General features: G+C 51.8%; 18 protein-coding genes. 6 read left to right on the forward strand and 12 right to left on the reverse strand.

All coding sequences use genetic code 11. The features are described 5' to 3' along the window. Positions 1-141: 141 nt before the first annotated feature. Positions 142-294 (reverse strand): hypothetical protein, encoded by a 153-nt coding sequence (locus tag BM123_RS24260; protein WP_175489405.1) that lies wholly within the window; start codon positions 292-294, stop codon positions 142-144. Between the two features lie 271 nt (positions 295-565). Here BM123_RS24260 and BM123_RS15105 point away from each other — a divergent pair, with 271 nt between their 5' ends. The 4 genes from BM123_RS15105 to BM123_RS15120 all read left to right on the forward strand — a co-directional run bounded on the left by BM123_RS15105 (position 566) and on the right by BM123_RS15120 (position 4,202). Beyond that, positions 566-1,504 carry a hypothetical protein gene (locus tag BM123_RS15105; RefSeq protein WP_090170005.1) on the forward strand — a complete coding sequence of 313 codons (939 nt, stop codon included), beginning with the start codon at positions 566-568 and terminating at the stop codon, positions 1,502-1,504. Between the two features lie 99 nt (positions 1,505-1,603). Further along, the gene (locus tag BM123_RS15110; RefSeq protein WP_090170006.1) at positions 1,604-2,695 is read left to right on the forward strand and encodes a quinone-dependent dihydroorotate dehydrogenase; all 1,092 of its coding nucleotides are present in this window, start codon (positions 1,604-1,606) and stop codon (positions 2,693-2,695) included. 77 nt (positions 2,696-2,772) lie between these two features. Next, positions 2,773-3,453: an endonuclease III domain-containing protein gene (locus BM123_RS15115; RefSeq protein ID WP_090170008.1), complete on the forward strand. Its 681-nt coding sequence runs from the start codon at positions 2,773-2,775 to the stop codon at positions 3,451-3,453. Between the two features lie 56 nt (positions 3,454-3,509). Then, complete coding sequence (locus BM123_RS15120; RefSeq protein ID WP_090170011.1) at positions 3,510-4,202, forward strand: SCO family protein; 693 nt, start codon at positions 3,510-3,512, stop codon at positions 4,200-4,202. Between the two features lie 152 nt (positions 4,203-4,354). On the opposite strand, the gene BM123_RS15125 is transcribed toward BM123_RS15120, so the two are convergent. Beyond that, positions 4,355-4,975: an HD domain-containing protein gene (locus BM123_RS15125; protein ID WP_090170013.1), complete on the reverse strand. Its 621-nt coding sequence runs from the start codon at positions 4,973-4,975 to the stop codon at positions 4,355-4,357. A gap of 42 nt (positions 4,976-5,017) precedes the next feature. Between BM123_RS15125 and nadC the strand changes: the two genes are divergently transcribed. Beyond that, positions 5,018-5,872: a carboxylating nicotinate-nucleotide diphosphorylase gene (gene nadC, locus BM123_RS15130; protein ID WP_090170191.1), complete on the forward strand. Its 855-nt coding sequence runs from the start codon at positions 5,018-5,020 to the stop codon at positions 5,870-5,872. A 201-nt stretch (positions 5,873-6,073) separates the two neighbouring features. On the opposite strand, the gene BM123_RS15135 is transcribed toward nadC, so the two are convergent. Together BM123_RS15135 and BM123_RS15140 are read right to left on the reverse strand one after the other, a co-directional pair. After that, positions 6,074-6,532 (reverse strand): single-stranded DNA-binding protein, encoded by a 459-nt coding sequence (locus BM123_RS15135; protein ID WP_090170015.1) that lies wholly within the window; start codon positions 6,530-6,532, stop codon positions 6,074-6,076. Positions 6,533-6,607: 75 nt separating this feature from the next. Next, on the reverse strand, positions 6,608-7,069 hold the full coding sequence (locus tag BM123_RS15140) for a single-stranded DNA-binding protein (RefSeq protein ID WP_090170017.1): 462 nt from the start codon (positions 7,067-7,069) through the stop codon (positions 6,608-6,610). A gap of 522 nt (positions 7,070-7,591) precedes the next feature. Here BM123_RS15140 and BM123_RS15145 point away from each other — a divergent pair. Continuing rightward, positions 7,592-8,950, forward strand: a complete 1,359-nt coding sequence (locus BM123_RS15145) for a lytic transglycosylase domain-containing protein (RefSeq protein WP_139211904.1) — start codon at positions 7,592-7,594, stop codon at positions 8,948-8,950. On the opposite strand, the gene hisH is transcribed toward BM123_RS15145, so the two are convergent. The 8 genes from hisH to hisG form a co-directional block, all read right to left on the reverse strand. Beyond that, positions 8,947-9,543, reverse strand: coding sequence for an imidazole glycerol phosphate synthase subunit HisH (hisH, locus tag BM123_RS15150; protein ID WP_090170021.1), 597 nt, complete (start codon positions 9,541-9,543; stop codon positions 8,947-8,949). The two genes, BM123_RS15145 and hisH, sit on opposite strands and share 4 nt — an antisense overlap. A 10-nt stretch (positions 9,544-9,553) precedes the next feature. After that, on the reverse strand, positions 9,554-10,327 hold the full coding sequence (locus BM123_RS15155; protein ID WP_090170023.1) for a LytR/AlgR family response regulator transcription factor: 774 nt from the start codon (positions 10,325-10,327) through the stop codon (positions 9,554-9,556). After that, complete coding sequence (locus BM123_RS15160) at positions 10,324-12,084, reverse strand: histidine kinase (RefSeq protein ID WP_175489406.1); 1,761 nt, start codon at positions 12,082-12,084, stop codon at positions 10,324-10,326. The genes BM123_RS15155 and BM123_RS15160 overlap by 4 nt, the downstream gene beginning before the upstream one ends. A 727-nt stretch (positions 12,085-12,811) precedes the next feature. Continuing rightward, complete coding sequence (gene hisB, locus BM123_RS15165; protein ID WP_090170026.1) at positions 12,812-13,948, reverse strand: bifunctional histidinol-phosphatase/imidazoleglycerol-phosphate dehydratase HisB; 1,137 nt, start codon at positions 13,946-13,948, stop codon at positions 12,812-12,814. Positions 13,949-14,049: 101 nt separating this feature from the next. Then, entirely contained in the window at positions 14,050-15,087 is a 1,038-nt protein-coding gene (hisC, locus tag BM123_RS15170) for a histidinol-phosphate transaminase (protein WP_090170027.1), read from the reverse strand. Positions 15,088-15,218: 131 nt separating this feature from the next. Further along, positions 15,219-15,353, reverse strand: coding sequence for a hypothetical protein (locus BM123_RS24740; protein WP_262490478.1), 135 nt, complete (start codon positions 15,351-15,353; stop codon positions 15,219-15,221). Positions 15,354-15,400: 47 nt separating this feature from the next. Then, positions 15,401-16,684, reverse strand: a complete 1,284-nt coding sequence (gene hisD / locus BM123_RS15175) for a histidinol dehydrogenase (protein ID WP_090170029.1) — start codon at positions 16,682-16,684, stop codon at positions 15,401-15,403. Between the two features lie 55 nt (positions 16,685-16,739). Continuing rightward, positions 16,740-17,606, reverse strand: coding sequence for an ATP phosphoribosyltransferase (gene hisG, locus BM123_RS15180; RefSeq protein WP_090170031.1), 867 nt, complete (start codon positions 17,604-17,606; stop codon positions 16,740-16,742). Positions 17,607-17,655: the final 49 nt, after the last annotated feature.

Genomic DNA, 17,655 nt, shown 5'->3' on the forward strand with positions numbered 1-17,655 from the left:
TTGTCAACAATTTTGCCCCTGCTCCCCATCGCTCAAAAATGAAGAGTGGAACCCAAAGTGGAGCACTATGGCGGGACGGCCTTGGCGGTGTCCGGGAAATGAGAGGGCAAAAGCCGTTAAAAAACAGAAGCTGTATGAGCCTCACAAAAGCTTTCTTTTGACGAAAAGCGTCAGCAAGCCCAAAGCGGTAAAGCAGCGCACAAAGCGAGCAGCGAGTTTTTCTGTTTTAGGCTTTTGCCCTCTCATTTCCCGATAAGACACCGGCACAGCCAAGGTTTTTTGTTTCTTTTTCATGGAAAAAGAAAGAGCCCGCGCGGAGCGGTGTAAAACAGGAAGGAATGCCCCACTTTTCTGGTTGAAACACGGGGTTTCGCATTGTGAGCATGTGTGGGGTTTGCCTAAACAGGTCTATATTCAGGGCTACGTATAGGCATGCCTCACATAGTGATTCCAAAATTGCATGAAACCGTAGCGGACCATTGTTATACACACGCTCGCATCGGCCATTACCGCGCTCAGCGCCATAATGGATATCTTCGCATCAATCTACAACTAATGTATCCCTATGAGACATTTATTTCTTTTTTGCCTTCTTGTTTTAAGCGTGCCCGTGTTTGCTCAATCTCTTAACGAGTATGAAGCGCCTACGGCTGAGCACCAGCTGATCTCGGGCACCAACATTTATATGGTGCCGCCGCTGGGATTTGAGCTGACGGAGCAATTCAAAGGCTTTCAGAACCCGACAGATGCGACCTCAATGATTATGGTGATATCCATCCCAGGGCCCTTTGATCAGATCACGGCGGGCTTCGCCGAGGAAACGATGGCGGCCCGGGGTATGAAGCTGTTGGGTAAGGAGAAAACGACCGTAAACGGCAAGGAAGGCTTGCTGATTGAAATGGATCAGGACGCTAACGGCATGACCTTCACTAAATCTATTCTGATTTATGGAGATGCCGCAGAAACGACGATGATCAACGGCGTAGCGCTCAAGGATTCCGTTGCTTTGTTCGGGCGCATCAAAGAGAGTGTCCACTCCACGCTTTTCAGCGAGAAGGTTGAGGTGGATCCCCGGGCGGAGTTGTCCTTTGAGGTCGACGAAACGGCTGGCAATCTGCAGTTTGTCTCCGTGATGGGAAATGCCATTATGTTGAACCGTGATGGTAAAATTCCGACGGAGAGTGAAGACAAGCTTAACCTCATCATTGACCGATCCTACGCGGATCAGGATTTCGCTGATCGAAAAGCTTTTACTCTCAAACGGCTGGCCCAGTTCCCCGGAGGCTATAAAATCGCCTCCGAAGATTTTCCGCGTGAAGTAAGCCTGGCGGGACTGAACGGCTACGAATTGCTGGCCGGGAAGGCCGACGAGGAGGAACTACACCTCATTATATTGTTTGAGGAAGACGGGGGATACTTCATCATTGCGGGGATGTATTCACCCGAATCTGAACAGGCGAAGACTGATTTCAGAGCAATTATGAATACGTTTAAACAGCGGTAATCTTTGCTGCTTAAAAGCTTCCTTTGCACCTGCGCTCCGGCGCCCCTTTAATACCTTTACCCAAACTTTACTCCCTTTCCCCCTTTACCTTCCTCGTCCATGTATCAGCTCCTCAAACCACTCCTTTTTCAAATGGCCCCGGAGCGGGCGCATCATCTGACGGTGAAGGGGCTGTCAGCCACCCTGGCGACTCCGGGCGTCAGTTCGGCTTTTCGGGCTACTTACCGTTTGGAGGACCCGGCCCTGGAGCGTACCGTTTTCGGTCTGCCTTTCCCTAACCCCGTCGGCCTGGCCGCCGGTTTCGACAAAGACGGCAAATACTACCACCCGATGGCAAGTCTGGGTTTCGGCTTTCTGGAGTTGGGGACCGTCACTCCCCGGCCTCAGGCCGGGAACCCTCAGCCCCGCCTCTTCCGCCTGCCGCAAGACCGGGCATTGATCAACCGTATGGGCTTCAATAACGAAGGCGTTGAGGCGCTGGCTCAGCGGCTGTTAAGCAAGGGGCGGCCGGGGAAAACCATCCTGGGGGGTAACATCGGTAAGAATAAAACCACACCCAATGAGCAGGCCGTAGGCGACTATGTCTGGTGCTTTGAGCGACTGTTTACGTTGGTGGACTATTTCGTTGTCAACGTCAGTAGCCCCAACACACCGAACCTCCGCGCTCTGCAGGACAAGGAGCCCCTAACGGCGCTCTTGTCCACACTTCAGGAACTCAATGTTAAACTTGCCAGGCCAACGGCCGCCGTTATGGGCCAGCTGGGTGATCCCGGCGAGCTTTGGGGAGAAAAGCCCATTTTGCTAAAAATTGCTCCTGACCTTACTGACGGACAGCTAGACGATATTCTCAGCATCGTCAAAGACACCGGTATCGCCGGCATCATTGCTACGAATACGACCATCGCCCGGGAGCCGCTTACAACGGATGCCGGCAAGGTCTCCGCTATCGGTAACGGCGGCCTGAGCGGTGCGCCCGTGCGTGAGCGTTCTACGGAAGTCATTCGTTACCTCTACGAAAACAGCGGCGGGACGCTCGATATTATCGGTGTCGGTGGTATTGACAGCCCCGGGGCTGCCCTCGAGAAGCTGGAGGCAGGGGCCAAACTGATTCAGGTCTATAGCGGCATGGTGTACGCTGGCCCTGGCTTAATCCGTGATATTAAGCAGGAAATATTAAAAAGAGGGGTGTAGTCTCCGGGCAGAAAAGGTTGGCAGGAGTGAGAACATAAACCTAGGCGGATCGGCTTTAATAGTAAAGCAACTTGTCCATGCCTGGCCCCGCCCCCACTCAGAAGCTTGATTATTTACTGACCCGACTTATCTCTATATACGGCAGGCAAGGACGGTACAGCAGTAAACCTCCTCTGGACCAACTGATGGCCACCATCCTCAGTCAGCGCACCACCTACGCAGATGAGCGTAAAGCGTATACTAAATTGTTGGACACCTACGGCGATTGGCAAGGGGTAGCCGCAGCCCCGGTGAGTGGCATTGAAGAGTGCATCCTCAGTAGCCGCTGGCCGGAGGTGAAAGCCCCCAGAATAAAGCAAATACTTAATTCTCTGATCGAGCGATACGGAGAGCCGACCCTGGACTTTTTATCGGATATGGAAACCAAGGCAGCACAGGACTACCTGATGGAACTGCCCGGGGTAGGCTTTAAGTCGGCCACCTTCGTGCTACTCTTCAGTTTGCGTAAACCCGTCGTTCCGGTAGATACGCACGTACATCGTGTGAGTATCCGCTATGGTCTACTTCCCCCGGGGATGACCCAGGCAAAAGCACATACTGCGTTGCTGGAAATATTACCGAATGACGCTGATGAACTGCTGAATTTTCATAAGCTGCTTTTTAAACATGGACAAAGAATATGCACCTGGTCTTCTCCCCGTTGCGAAAACTGTGTAGTAGCCGAACGCTGTGATTTTGCCCGGGAGCGAGGGAAATAACCTTTGGATGACAACCGGGCAGCGGCTTCTCCGTTCCTTTGCCAAAACTTAAGGATATGCTGTACCGAATTCTTTTCTCCGGATTATTCCTCCTCATTTTTGCCTGTACCGATTCGGGCGTTGCAAACGTGGATCAGGGGGATCAGCCCAACTTCTACCGCCGTCATCCGCAGGATCCCGAGACGGGAAAGTTTCTCGTGGACTCTCTCGGTTTTCCCGGCAACCAGCCAACAGATCCGGTAACGGGAGAGGTAGACCCGCAACCCGTTCGAAACTGGAATTACATTGATCAACTCCGACGCCCCTTCGGCAGCGATTCTCTTCTGGGTAAGGTATACGTCGCGGAGTTTTTCTTCACCTCTTGCCCGACCATCTGTCCAAAGGTAAAAGGACAGATGCTCCGTCTGGAAGAAGAATTTGGGGATGAGCCCGATTTCGCCATGGTGTCGTTCACCGTTGACCCTAAAAGGGACACCCCGGAGCGGATGAAAGAATACGCCGAGAAACTCGGCATTGTAGACATGGACCGCTGGCGATTCATCTATGGAGATAAATTTGAAATCTACGATCTGGACAAAGACTATCTAAGCATCGCCGAAGAAAACCCGAACGCACCAGGAGGCTTTGACCATAGTGGGTATATTGTGTTGGTCGACCGGCAGGGGAGGGTCCGCTCTTATGCTAATGGTACAAAGCCAGAAGAAGTCGATTATCTAATCAAGGATATTGATTTGTTACTTAGTAAATAAATAAAGATAAAAAATATACGATTAAAATAAATGAGTGTATCATTACACCATCATGTCACCCCTCCGGGGGGGATTCGATACCACTTTATCTTTTGGAAGGCGTCCCTCGTAAGATGTGCGCCTTCTTTTTTATTGATCTGGCTCTTTTCCGCTTATAGCAATGTCATTTCCCTCTTCAGGTTGGCACGGGCGCGGTCTTCGTAGCCTTCCCGGAACATTGGTGTATAGTAAATGAAGTCTTGCTCCAGAAAGTGCTGTAGCGCTTTTTTTCTCCCTGGCCGATAGAGGAAGTCAGGGAACCAGCTGAATTCTTGCCTGACCGCCCGGGCGTAGGTGTCGTATCCCTCTGGTGTACGGGCCAGCACGGCCAGGTCGAGATCGATCAGCAGGCATTGGTCATTTGCTTCAGGGCCATCAGGCTGGTGCGTTTTGGTAGCCATGATCAGACTGCGGCAGTAATCAGTTTCTGCCGTAGATGCTCCGGCCAACAGCAGGGCTGCTTCGGCCCGGTCTGCGCTGCGTTTTTCGTTATCCTTTCTGCCGGCCTGGTAAATAATGTCGTGGTAAATTAGGGCAATACCGAAGATCGCTGCCTGTCGGTTTTCGGGCAGCCGAAAAGGAGCGTTCTTCGGGAAGTGACCAATCATCTCCTGCAGATGATTCAGGTTGTGGTAAGCCCTTCCTTCGTAAGCCTTTTTGATGGCTGGCCAGGCGGTTACTGCCGCAGGATTAAGTAGTTGTAAACAAATCTGATAATATTCTGATGGTTCCATGGGATGAAAAGGACTAACTTTGCGGGCCCTAAAGTAAAAATCATGACGGAGATCTTACGCCAGCGTATCCTACAATTTATCAACGAAGCACTGGCGGAGGACGTCGGTCCGGGCGATTTCACCAGTGAAGCCACCATCCCCGCTACTAATCGGGATACAGCCCGCCTGCTGGTAAAAGATGTAGGTGTACTCGCCGGAGTAGAAATTGCCAAGATGGTTTTTGAGGTAGTTGACCCTACCGCCGAGTTTACTCAGTTGATGAACGACGGCGACCTGATGCATGTCGGGGATGAAGCCTTTCACGTAAACTGTAACTCCAGAGCTCTGCTCAAAGCGGAACGCCTGGTGTTGAACACCATGCAGAGGATGAGCGGCATCGCTACGCTCTCCAACCGCTACGCTTTTGAGGTGGAAGACCTGCCCGTAAAGGTGTTGGACACCCGTAAGACAACACCGAACCTTCGTTTTATTGAGAAGTGGGCCGTTCGCTTAGGTGGTTGTCATAATTACCGCGATGGGCTCTACGACCGCATCATGATCAAAGACAACCACGTAGACGCGGCCGGCTCCCTTACCGCTGCCATTAACGGGGTGAAAACTTTTTTCGAGGAAAACAACATGGAGTTGCCCATTACGGTAGAGGTCCGCAACCTGGTAGAACTAATGGAAGTGCTTGAGGTTGGTCACGTTGATCGTATTATGCTTGACAACTTTGAGGTACCCATTCTGAAGGAAGCTCTGGCCCACATCGCGGGTAGATATGAGACGGAGGCCAGCGGAGGTATCACCCTCAAGACGATCCGGGAAATTGCCCTGACGGGCGTGGACTACATCTCCGTAGGGGCGCTGACACACTCCGCCACCAGCCTGGATCTCAGCCTGAAGGTGATGAAGTAAACAAATAACCGACCCTTACTCCCGTTGGAATAAGCGTCGGCTTATGTGTTGCTCAGGCTCGTCAATTGAGTGTGCCCTTATTTATAGTATCCTGTATTGGAAAGGGGAACAACACACTAAAAGGAATTGCAAAAAACATCCCTTGCATCCGCCATGGTTAATGGTAGAATTATCAGGATTTAGATATTGGGGCGGCTGCTTTTAAAATGGAAGCCCATCGTCCGCTCCGGTCATTACGGGCTCGACTAAAGCCGCAGCTGGTTCGGGGTTTTGCCTGGGGGTGGGCTCGGCAACCAGGCTGGTGTTGCCAGCATCGGATTCGCGGGGTTTGGCGGAGCCGATGAAGCTGAAAGATTCAGCGATGACTTCGGCGGAGGTGCGGGTCTGGTCGTATTTATCCACCCATTTGCTGTAACGCATGGAGCCGACGATGGAAACCTGTCCGCCACGTTCGAGATACTTGTCAAAGATTTCGGCGAGTTTGCCAAAAGCTTTGACCCGATGCCAGTCGGTTTGTTCCTGCCGGTTACCGTCCCGGTCTTTATAGAAGTTTTTGGTTGCCAGAGAGAACTCCGTGACGATGGTTCCGCTGGGAAGGGTTTTTGTTCTGGGGGATTCGCCGAGGCGACCGATCAGGTTGATGAAGTTGCTGGTGTTCATGACACTTTTTTTTGAGGATGGAAGAGAAGAAATTGGCCCCGCTGCGGGTGGGCAGCGGGGTGGAGGATTAGTGACTTAAGCAGCGGGCACGGTCTTGCGGCCTGAAGACTTTTTACGACGGGCGGTCTTTTTGACGGCCGACCGGCTGTCTGGCTCCACGACCAGATCTCCGGCATTTTCGGCAACTTCCTTCTGCTCTGATCTCTTCCCGCTGCTCAGGAAGGTGAACTCTTCTGCGATGACTTCTGCGGAGGTGCGGACTTGCTCATACTTGTCCATCCACTTCCGGTAGCGCATGGAGCCCACGATAGAAATCTGGCTGCCGCGCTTGAGGTGCTCATCAAAAAGCTCGGCCAGTTTGCCGTAAGCTTTAATCTTGTGCCACTCCGTACGGGTCTGGCGGTTACCGGCTCCGTCACGGAAGTATTCGTTGGTAGCCAGGGAGAACTCGGTGGCTGTCTGGCCAGACTTCAACGTTACGGTTGTGGGGTCAGCGCCAAGGTTTCCGGTAAGGTGGATGTGATTACGTACATTCATTAGTAAGGAATTTTACGGCCGCTCCTGGAGTGAGTTATATGGGACGACCGGGTTTGGTAATGCGCCGCCGGTGATTGGTAGCGCCCTGATGGCTTCCCTTTCAATCGGTGACGATGCAAAAGTGAGACGGCCCACAAGCCGTAGTCGTTTATTATACGTATACTTACGTTTATACACGTATATAAACGTTTATATACGGATATTTAATTGGCAAAGTGCTGATTTTCAATGGTTTGTCGTTTTTTAGTCAGGACGGCCTTTTTTAAAGAAAATTCACCTTTCAGGATTGTTTTTCACTCCAAAGCGTGAGGCGATTGCCAGGCAGAAAGCAAGAAATAGGCTCCGGCGGGCTTGCCTTGCTTCCAAGGTGGCTACTCTGCACCTGCGGCCGCGCCTGCAAATACTGCTTGGAGAAAAGGGCGCTGGCGCAGGTGCAATGAGGGTCTTCTTAGAACCATGGGGAGGACGGATCGCTCCCCAGGACGTATCTTGAGCCCGGATTGACTATTCCCCTCTTTGATTGTGCGTGTCTACCTTCTTTTCTTCCTGGCCATCTATCTGACCCCCGCGCTCGCTCTGGGGGGAACCCTTTTTGCAGACTGGAGTCCCGAAGAAAAGGCTGACTACATCATGGAAAGTGCGGATTCCCTGGTGCGCGCCCGCCTGGCGCTGATGGACAGTACCATCATGGAGCACCGGCTAGACCCCGCCATCAAACGCCGAATCATTAATTACGTAGAACACTGGCCGATTGCCTCCGGCCGGCTACTCGCCCGTTCCGCTCGCTTCTTTCCCATCTTTGAAGAGCAGTTGTTGGCGGCTGGTATGCCTCTGGCACTGAAATACGTGACCGTACAGGAAAGTGCCCTGCGCCCCTGGGCCACCAGCCAGGTTGGCGCAGGAGGGCTCTGGCAATTGATGCCAGGTACTGCCCGTGAGCTCGGCCTCACCGTCAACGAAGAACTCGACGAGCGGCTGGACCCGGAGTTGGGCTGCGCTGCCGGGCTGGATTACCTCCGCATCCAATACGAAAAATACGAGGACTGGAGCCTGGCTCTGGCCGCCTACAACTGTGGCCCGGGTAACGTGAATAAGGCCCTGCGGCGGAGCCGCGGCACGGACTATTGGTCTATCCGGAAACACCTCCCCCGCGAGACCCGGAATTATATCCCCAACATTATTGCTGCAGCTTATATCATGGTTTTCCACCATGAGCACGAACTCGTGCCCGGGGAGATGGAGCTCGACCTCCAGATCACGGAAGCAATTACCGTAGACCGGAAACTGAGCCTTCACCGGGTTGCTCAGGTTACTGGCCTGCGGCCTGAAGTAGTGATTGAGCTCAATGCTCAATATCTGCGGGGCTACCTGCCCGGGATGCCTGGCGGCCATCGTCTTCGGCTTCCCTCCCGGGTAATGCCGGCCATGCGGACATATCTTTCCCTACACCCGGCAGAGGAGCCCGAAAGTGATTTTTTTCCACCCTGGAGCACACCATCCTTAGAGAACGGTGAGCTTAATGCCGACCGTTTCTACGGTCAGTACTCTACGATTCCGTCGGTTGGTGATAGCACCTTGCGGCAGGTGGCGGAGGCCAACCGTATTCCGGTAGACCAACTAGCCGTATGGAGTAACCGAGGAGAATTGGATAGCCTGGGGCAATGGGACCAGTTCTTCTTCTATCGGGTAGATAAATACCGACCGTACGACCCCAGAAAACGAAATACGCCGCCGGCTTCTCCTCAAATTATGGCCCTGGCGGCTACACCCATTCAGGTTCCGGCTAAAAAGCCTGCGGAAAATTTGCCGGCTATTCAGTTGCCCGCAAACCCTCAGCCCCAAAAGGCCAGCTTTGCGGATAAGGTAAAAAGCTGGTTTTAGGCACTGACGGCCAGGAAGTCCCGAATAATCTGTTCCCCTGGTTTCGCGGATTTTTCCGGGTGAAACTGAGCTGCGTAGAAGTTATCTTTTTTCAGCATAGCGGCGTACTCCATCCCGCAATAGTGGGTAGTGGCTGTGGTATGTTGACCGGCTTCAACGTAGTAGCTGTGTACGTAGTAGCAGTAAGCACCGTTGACGTCTTCGCTTACCCAGTCGTTATTGTCGGTCAGGGAAATATTATTCCAGCCCATATGGGGCACCTTGTCTCCGTTGTCGGGACGAAACAACTTCACCTTTTCCGGGAAGACACCGATGCAGGGAACATCACCTTCTTCGCTGTGGCTGCAGAGGAGTTGCATCCCTACGCAAATACCGAAAACGGGTTGCTTCAGCGAGCGGATGAGGTCCGCCAAGCCGGTATCATTGAGGTGTTTCATGGTGCTTTCTGCAGCCCCTACTCCGGGAAAAATTACTTTGTCGGCAGCACGAATTACCTCATGATCGCTTGTCAGGATATGTGGGACACCAATACGTTCCAGGGCATAGAGGACGGAGCGGATATTGCCGGCATTATAGTCAATTACTGCGATCAAGGCTGATAGATTAAATGAGTCTTTTGTTGTCCTTTATTCTGTCTTCGAGCTCTTTCCTTTTGGTCTTGGAAACGGGGATCAGAGATCCGTTTTCCATGAGCAGGCTTCCACCGTCCGTTCGTTCGATGCGTTTGATGAAAGACAGGTTGACCAAAGCACTGTTGTGGCTGCGAAGAAAGTTGTAGTCGACGAGAAGGTTTTCGTAGTACTTTAGGTTTTTGGAAACGGTTAGTTTTTCACCGGATTCGAAGAAAAAGTCGGTGTAACTTCCGTTGGCCATACAAAACATGATGTCTTTGATGTAAACCATTTCGTAGCCTATTGAGGTGGCCAGCCCTATCTTTTGCTGGCTCTTGTTAAAGCTTTTGAACTGTTGCATCATTTCGGCCATCGATACTTGCATGGTCTTTTTCCCAATCTTACCGGTTGCGTTGTCAACGGCTTTGATCAACTTGTCGATATCAATAGGTTTGAGCAAGTAGTCGACAGCGGCGAAATCAAAAGCTCTTACGGCATGGTTGTTGTGGGCCGTAATGAAGATGATCTCGAATGTGATCGTCTTCAGTTTCTCCAGTAAAGTGAATGCTGTAGTGGCTCCTAACTGAATGTCCAGAAAAACTAACTGTGGGTTGTGCTTCAAAATTAGTTTTTCCGCCGCATCAAGATTTCCGGCAGTACCGGCAACCAGTACTTGCGGACAGTATTTATTGAGCAGAATGGAGATGTTCTCCTGGCTGTTTGCCTCATCATCAATAATCAATGAGACGATTCTTTTATCAATCATTTGCTGAGTCGTTTTTGAATATTGAAAAACGGAAGATAAATCGTTACCTCAGTCCCAGCGGGATCTCCGTTCTCGTCAAAGAGGTCTAGCGTTTTTATGTCAGCATCTTCGTAGCCCATCATGTGCAGAGCCTTTAGTGTAGCGTCCGCATTCTCCGAGGCAATGGAAAGGTGTTTGTCCATCTCCTTTTTAGCAATAGCGATGGCAGCCTGCCTACCTCTTCCATTATCAGATACAGTTACTTTTACACCATCCCCAAAGTATTGGAAAAGCACCTTTATTTCACCTTGATAGGGAAGTCCGGAAACTCCGTGAATGATGGCATTCTCCACGATAGGCTGCACCAGCATTCCTGGAACTTTATAGCGCATATTTGCTAAGTCGGGTGAAACTTCAACGCTGTAAATAAAGCCATCGCGGAAGCGTAGCTTCTCTAAGGCAAGATAGTTATTGATTAGTTCTACTTCCTGATCCAGCCGGATACTGATGGAAGTCGCAGTCTTGGCCATGACCCGCAAAATGGCAGAGAACTTTCCCAGGTAGTTGTAAGCCTCGATGGTTTCAGACTTAAGGATGTTGTTCTGAATACCCGTTATTGCATTAAAGACGAAATGAGGATTGATTTGAGACTGTAACACCTGAAGCCGGGTTTCGGCGATCTCTTTGTTTTGATTGGCCAGGTCTGCCCGGGTTTTATTTTTTTGTAATAAGAAGAAAAACAGGAATATCAGCGCCAGGATTATCATAAGTCCCGTCATAAAATTCCTCCGGTTCTTATAAGCGATTGCCCTGTCCTGCTCCGCCCGGGTCAGGCGTTCGATCTCCCAGTCTTTTTCCTGGAAATTCTGTTTGACTTTCAACGATTGTAGCTCTATTCTGGCTTGTTTTCCTGCCTGGTTTTCTTTGATAAGATGATACTCTTTGAAACACTTCAGCGCCAGATCATATTGGCCTTTTCGCTCATAATGATCGGCCATACTCACTTTACAAAACGCCTGGCCGAAAGCAAAACCAAGGGAGTCTGATTGGGTGGAGCCCTCCAGCAGATAATTATAGGCTGTGGAATAATCTTCTTTTCCAACGTAAGCTTCGTAGAGGTTCAGGTTGTGGATAACGGTAACCAAAGAAATGTCTCCTGAGCTAATGACAGGGTTATTAGTAAGTAAACCAATGGCACGGTCAAAATCTTTCTTTGCTATATGGTAGTAAGACAGATTCAGTAAGGCAATCTTTTCTATTTCGTTGAAATCCAGTTCCTTTGATTTGTCAATCACTTCCTGCAGCAGGAGCAGGGCCGAATCCATCCGGCCGGTATGGGTACACATGCTGGACTTGTTAAGAATTGCCACGATCCCTACCTCAATATTGTTCGTCTTTTGGGCTAAGTCTAAAGATCGATCCATGTAGTCCTCTGACAGCGGTAAATCATTTAACTGAAAGAGAGCGGTGGACAGGCCGTTATACGTCCAGCCAATCATGATAGAGTCCTGAATATTGGTGCTGATTTCAAGTGCTTCCTGAAATTGCTCAACGGCTTCCGGGTACTGCGCATTGAGGTAAAAAATACGGGCAATGGCAAGTTTGGCCGCAGCCGCCTGACTCATCTCCCCGGCACCGTCGAGTTGCTTATAAAGGTGTTCAATATAGGAGATGAGGTTTTCTGTATTACCAACTTTTGCTTCCCAAAGGTTCTTCCGGCCATACCAAAGTTCTATTTCCCTCTTTATCGGAGGGGAGAGGATCAAGGGTAATAACACATTTTTTAATGAGTCAAAATCAGTCACTTTTGAGCCAGGTAAAGGTTCTGGTGCTGATAGTTCGATGGTGGAAGCCATCGTTTCAGAACTAAGAGAGTCAGCGGCTGACTCAGGAGTGGTTTCGCACCCAAACAACAAAAGGGACAATAGTCCCCAAAGGCAAATACACTCAATCGCCTTCAATAAAGGAGACCTGTTGAATAGGTTCATTTTCATAAAAAAACTTTCAATACCGCTTCAAATATAGCGAAAAGGACCCCATTCGTGAATTGAACTGCCTCGTAAGTGAATTGAGGCACTCGTTTTCTTCTGAATCGGGCCATATTTGTACTATACTTAATTTATGCTATGAACAACTGCTATGATGCAGTACTGAAATTTACATGAGAGACATTTTGAGATAACGGGTGACTGATGGTGAAATGCCATCAGTCACTCTTTCTTTTGGGGGGATGGCGGTTGATGCTTCTCTTGGGGGGCTCAAATCCAGCAACTCCAGTTTCGGGCTCAGTACCTAAAGATTAGGCGCTTCGTGAATTGAACTGCCTTGTAGATGAATTGAGACACTTAATTCCGTATAGAAAGATCCATCTTTACAGTAGAATTAGTTTACGCTATGAACAACTGCTATGATGCAGTACTGAAATTTACATGAGAGACATTTTGAGATAACGGGTGACTGATGGTGAAATGCCATCAGTCACTCTTTCTTTTGGGGGAATGCTGATTACAACATTCCCTTCGTTGAAGGGAGCCGCATATTATCCACATCGCGGCGTTTAGCAGCCTTTATCGATTTTGCCAAAGCTTTGAAGGTGGCCTCGATAATATGATGCTCGTTTTGTCCTGCTGCTTTGATGGCCAGATTGCACCGGGCTCCGTCGCTAAATGACTTGAAAAAGTGGTGAAACATTTCAGTGGGCATGTCGCCGATCTTCTCCCGCTTGTATTCGCAGTCCCAGACCAGCCAGGGCCTGCCGCCAAAGTCAAGACGAACGTCAACGATGGCTTCGTCCATCACCAGGTTGAAGCCATAGCGCTCAATACCCAGCTTGTCTCCCAGCGCTTCTGCAAAGGCTTCACCCAGGGCGATGGCGGTGTCTTCAATGGTGTGGTGTTCGTCAATGTGGAGATCTCCGTTGACCTTCACGCTTAGGTCACAGCCGGAGTGGCGGCCCAGCTGATCGAGCATGTGATCAAAAAAGCCCAGTCCGGTATCCATCGAAGTTTTACCCGTTCCGTCCAGATCCAATTCAATCCGGATATCAGTTTCTTTGGTTTTCCGGTGAATGGCAGCTGTACGGGATTGTAGCCGCAGGAGCCGGTAGATATCTTCCCAGTCAGTAGTTCGCAGGGCAATGGTTTCGTCCAGGCTCGCCAGTTGATCAGCGTCCAGCTCTTCGGCACCGAGTTCGGGGTCCGTAGCGATCCAAATGCCCCTGGCACCCATGTTTTTGGCCAGCTGAATGTCCGTCAGGCGGTCACCAACAACGTAGCTGTTGGCCAGGTCGTAGCCTCCGGTCATATAATGTGCCACCAGCTGAGTACCGGGCTTACGGGTAGGTTGGTTGTCGGCGGCGAAGGTGCGATCAATGACTTGCTCGCTGAAAGTAATGCCTTCGGCTTCCAGTGCCCGCAACATCGCGTTATGAGTAGGCCAGAAGTTTTCTTCCGGATAGCTGCTGGTGCCCAGGCCATCCTGATTGGTGACCATTACGAGCTCGTATTCCAACTCCCGCACAATGCGACCGAGCCAACGAAAGACACCGGGGTAAAAATTGAGCTTATCGATGTGGTCCACCTGGTAATCGGCAGGTTCAAGGATGAGGGTACCGTCACGGTCCAGAAAGAGAACTTTTTTCATACTGTAGCACCGACCTGAGTCGGAGTGTTTATTGGGGCGCAAACGCAGGTGCAAAGAAAAGACTTGAAAGAGCAATGTTGGGTACTTAGCCGTGCCGTCTTTTATTCAAAGTCCGACAGCGCAGCTAACAGGCGATCGTTCTCTTCCTTAAGTCCCGCGGTAATGCGCAGACAGTTCTCCGCATTGGGCTGGTAAGCCTGATTACGAACAACGATGGCATTGTCCAGCAGGTACTGGTAAACGGCGGCAGAGTCTTTGAACCGAACGAGCAAAAAATTCGTCACCGAAGGGAAGATGTAGTCCACACAATCCAATTTGGTCAAGGCCGCTTCCAGTCGATTACGCTCACTGATGAGAGTAGCTACTTTAGCCTTCATTTCTTCGGGTTTCGAGAGAGCCTCTAGGGCGACGGCACTGGTCAGCACATTGATGTTGTAGGGCATCTTGATGGTATTCAGCATCCGGATAATGAAGGGAGAGGCAAAGGCCGCTCCCAGCCGGATACCCGCCATGCCCCAACCCTTGCTGAGCGTTTGGGTGATGATCAGGTTCGGGAATTCTGCCAGTCTTGGCAGAAAGCTTAGCTCCGGGACGAAGTCGATGTAGGCTTCATCCAACACCACAACGCCGGGGAAAGTACGGATGAGGTCTTCAAGGACTTCCGCCTCCATGGCATTGCCACTGGGGTTGTTAGGGCTGCAGAGCCAGAGAATTTTGCTACGCTCATCCCAGCTGGCTTTCAGCTCTTCGACGGGGATGGTGAAGTCTGGTGCCAGCGTCGTTGCCCGGAACTCCGCCCCGGCAATCCCCGCAGCAACCTTATACATCCCAAAGGTGGGGGGCAGGGCGTGTACGGCGTCTCCCTCATTACAGAAGATGCGGGTGATCTGGTCCACCAACTCATCCGATCCGTTACCGAAGACGATTTGGTCCGGGCTGAAGTTCTTGTAGCGACCGAGCGCGTTGCGCAGATCCGTAGACATCGGATCAGGGTAGCGGTTGCGGCCCGTAGGCCAGGGGCTTTCGTTGGCGTCCAGCAGGACTTCCGCTAGGCCCTTAAACTCCGAACGGGCACTGGAGTAAGCTTTCAGGGTGAGGAGATTGGGACGGACGAGTTGAGTTATATCTTTATTGGACATGATGTTGGGGGGGCTCGCGCTTTGCGCTCGTACTCCCCGGATTACGTCGTTGGCTGCGCCAACGCCTCCATCCGGGGCTAAGGATGTTTGATCCCGTCGGGATCAGGAAAGAATTGAAGTAAGTGAGAGGTTTAGGCTACTTTCCCCTTGTCCACCAATACTTTGGCGAAGAAGCTGGCGCTCGCCACGACCCGTGCCATCCGCTCACGAGCGGAAGAGACAAGACCGTGATGTGCGATGTTTACCGGGTGGCCAAAGCTTTTCATGGACGCAAATTTACGCTACTGCATTGTAGTTGTCAGGAGAGTTGTGACTACAAATCGTTTAGCCGCAGCGTCACCGCATTCGCGTGGGCCTGCAATTCTTCGGCAACGGCCATCGTCTCCACCGCCGGGCCAATGGCCCGCAGCCCCGCCGCCGTTAGCTCCTGAAAGGTGATTTTTGTCACGAAGCTGTCCAGGCTTACGCCGGAGTAATTCCGGGCGTATCCGTAGGTTGGCAGGGTATGGTTGGTGCCGGAGGCGTAGTCGCCAACGGATTCCGGCGTGTGGTAGCCTAGGAATACGGAGCCGGCGTTGCTGATGCCAGCGGCGAAAGCCCGGGCTTCGGCCATGCTCAGGATGAGGTGCTCCGGGGCGTAGGCGTTAATGTAATCGAGCTGGTCTTGTGGGGCGGGGAGGACGAGGATGAGGCTGTTAGCGATGCTTTGGGCGGCAAGGGCTTTGCGTGGCAGATCCGCCAATTGGCGTTCGACTTCGGCTTTTACCTCCTTTGCCTGCTCTTCGGTTGCTACAACGAGCACGACCTGGCTGTCGGGACCATGCTCGGCTTGCGCGAGGAGATCGGCTGCCACGTGGGCACTCTTTGCACCTGCGTCCGCGCCCACCAACACTTCACTAGGTCCGGCGGGCATATCGATGGCCAGGCCATCGAGTTGCGCCAGCTGCTTAGCCACCGTCACGTAGGCATTGCCCGGGCCAAACAGCTTGTATACCGCCGGCACACTCTCCGTGCCGTAGGCCATCGCCGCAATCGCCTGGGCTCCGCCCAGCCGGAAAACTTTCGTCACACCACAAAGCGAGGCTGCATAGAGCACCGCCGGGTGAATCTCTCCCGTTTCCCGGTTGGGCGGTGAGCATAGCACTACCTCTTCGCAGCCCGCAATGGCCGCCGGAACCGCCAGCATCAATACCGTGCTGAAAAGTGGCGCCGTGCCGCCGGGGATATAAAGACCGACTTTATCGATGCCCCGCGTTTCCCGCCAGCAAGTGACGCCAGGCATGGTCTCTATCTCGGTAACCTTCGTGCGCTGCGTCAGGTGAAAGCGCTCTATATTGCTTTTAGCCGTCTGGATAGCGGCACGGAGTTCGGGGGTAAGCTCTTCTGCCGCAGCAGTTATGGTGCCGGCATCTACCTGGATGTTTTCCAGCGTGATACCGTCAAAACGAGCCGTGAAATCCCGCAGGGCCTCGTCTCCTTTCTCCTTGACCGAGGCCATGATGTCACTCACCGGTGCCCGCAGGCTGGTCAGGTCCTTGGCGGGACGTTGCAGTAGGGCGGGCCATTCTTTTCGGGTAGGGTTATTGTAAATTTTCATAGGTCTTGGTTTGTACCGCCGACTGAAGTCGGCGGCCCGTCGACTTCAGTCGACGTTACAAAATCATCTTATCAATAGGTACGATCAGGATGCCTTCGGCACCGCTCGTCCGCAGCTCATCGATAATGTCCCAAAAACGTCCTTCGTCAATAACGGTGTGGACGCTGCTCCAGCCTTCCTCCGCCAGGGGCAGCACGGTAGGGGAGCGCATGCCGGGAAGGATGCCAATGATGTCGTCTACCTTCGCCGTCGGTACGTTCATCAGCAAGTACTTTTTATTGCGGGCAGCCAATACAGACTTGACCCGGAAGAGGAGGCGGTCGAGGATGTCCCGGCGCTCCTGATCTATCTTAGGGCTTGCGGCAATAACGGCTTCGGATTTTAAGACAATGTCCTGCTCTTCCAGCCCGTTTTTAAAGAGGGTGGAGCCAGTGGAGACCAGGTCGCAGATCGCATCGGCCAAACCGATGTTCGGCGCAATTTCCACCGAACCGCTGATTTCGTGAATATCTGCCTTGATGTTGTTCGCGTCGAGAAAAAGCTGGAGACTAACCGGGTAGCTGGTGGCAATTCGTTTGCCATCAAGATCCTGTACGCTGCCGTAGGGTATATCCTTCGGCGTCGCCAGCGAGAGGCGACATTTGCTGAAGCCGAGTTTCTGGACGATCTCGACTTCTTTCTTCTTTTCAATGATGGTGTTCTCTCCAATGATGCCAATATCAGCCACGCCATCCTGGATGTACTGTGGAATGTCGCTGTTACGGAGATAGAGTACCTCGATGGGGAAATTCCGGGCGGCGGCTTTCAGTTGGTCACGACCGTTATCAATCTTGATGCCACATTCTTTCAAAAGCTGAATGGATTCATCCAAGAGACGGCCTTTTTTCTGGACGGCAATGCGAAGAGGGGGTAAAGAGCTCATGTACGTTTAAGTTGTTGGGGGGTGAAAAAGATGTCCAGAAACGGGCTGA

Origin of the sequence: Neolewinella agarilytica (genome assembly GCF_900110645.1) — a bacterium.
In the GTDB taxonomy this organism is placed as follows: domain Bacteria; phylum Bacteroidota; class Bacteroidia; order Chitinophagales; family Saprospiraceae; genus Neolewinella; species Neolewinella agarilytica.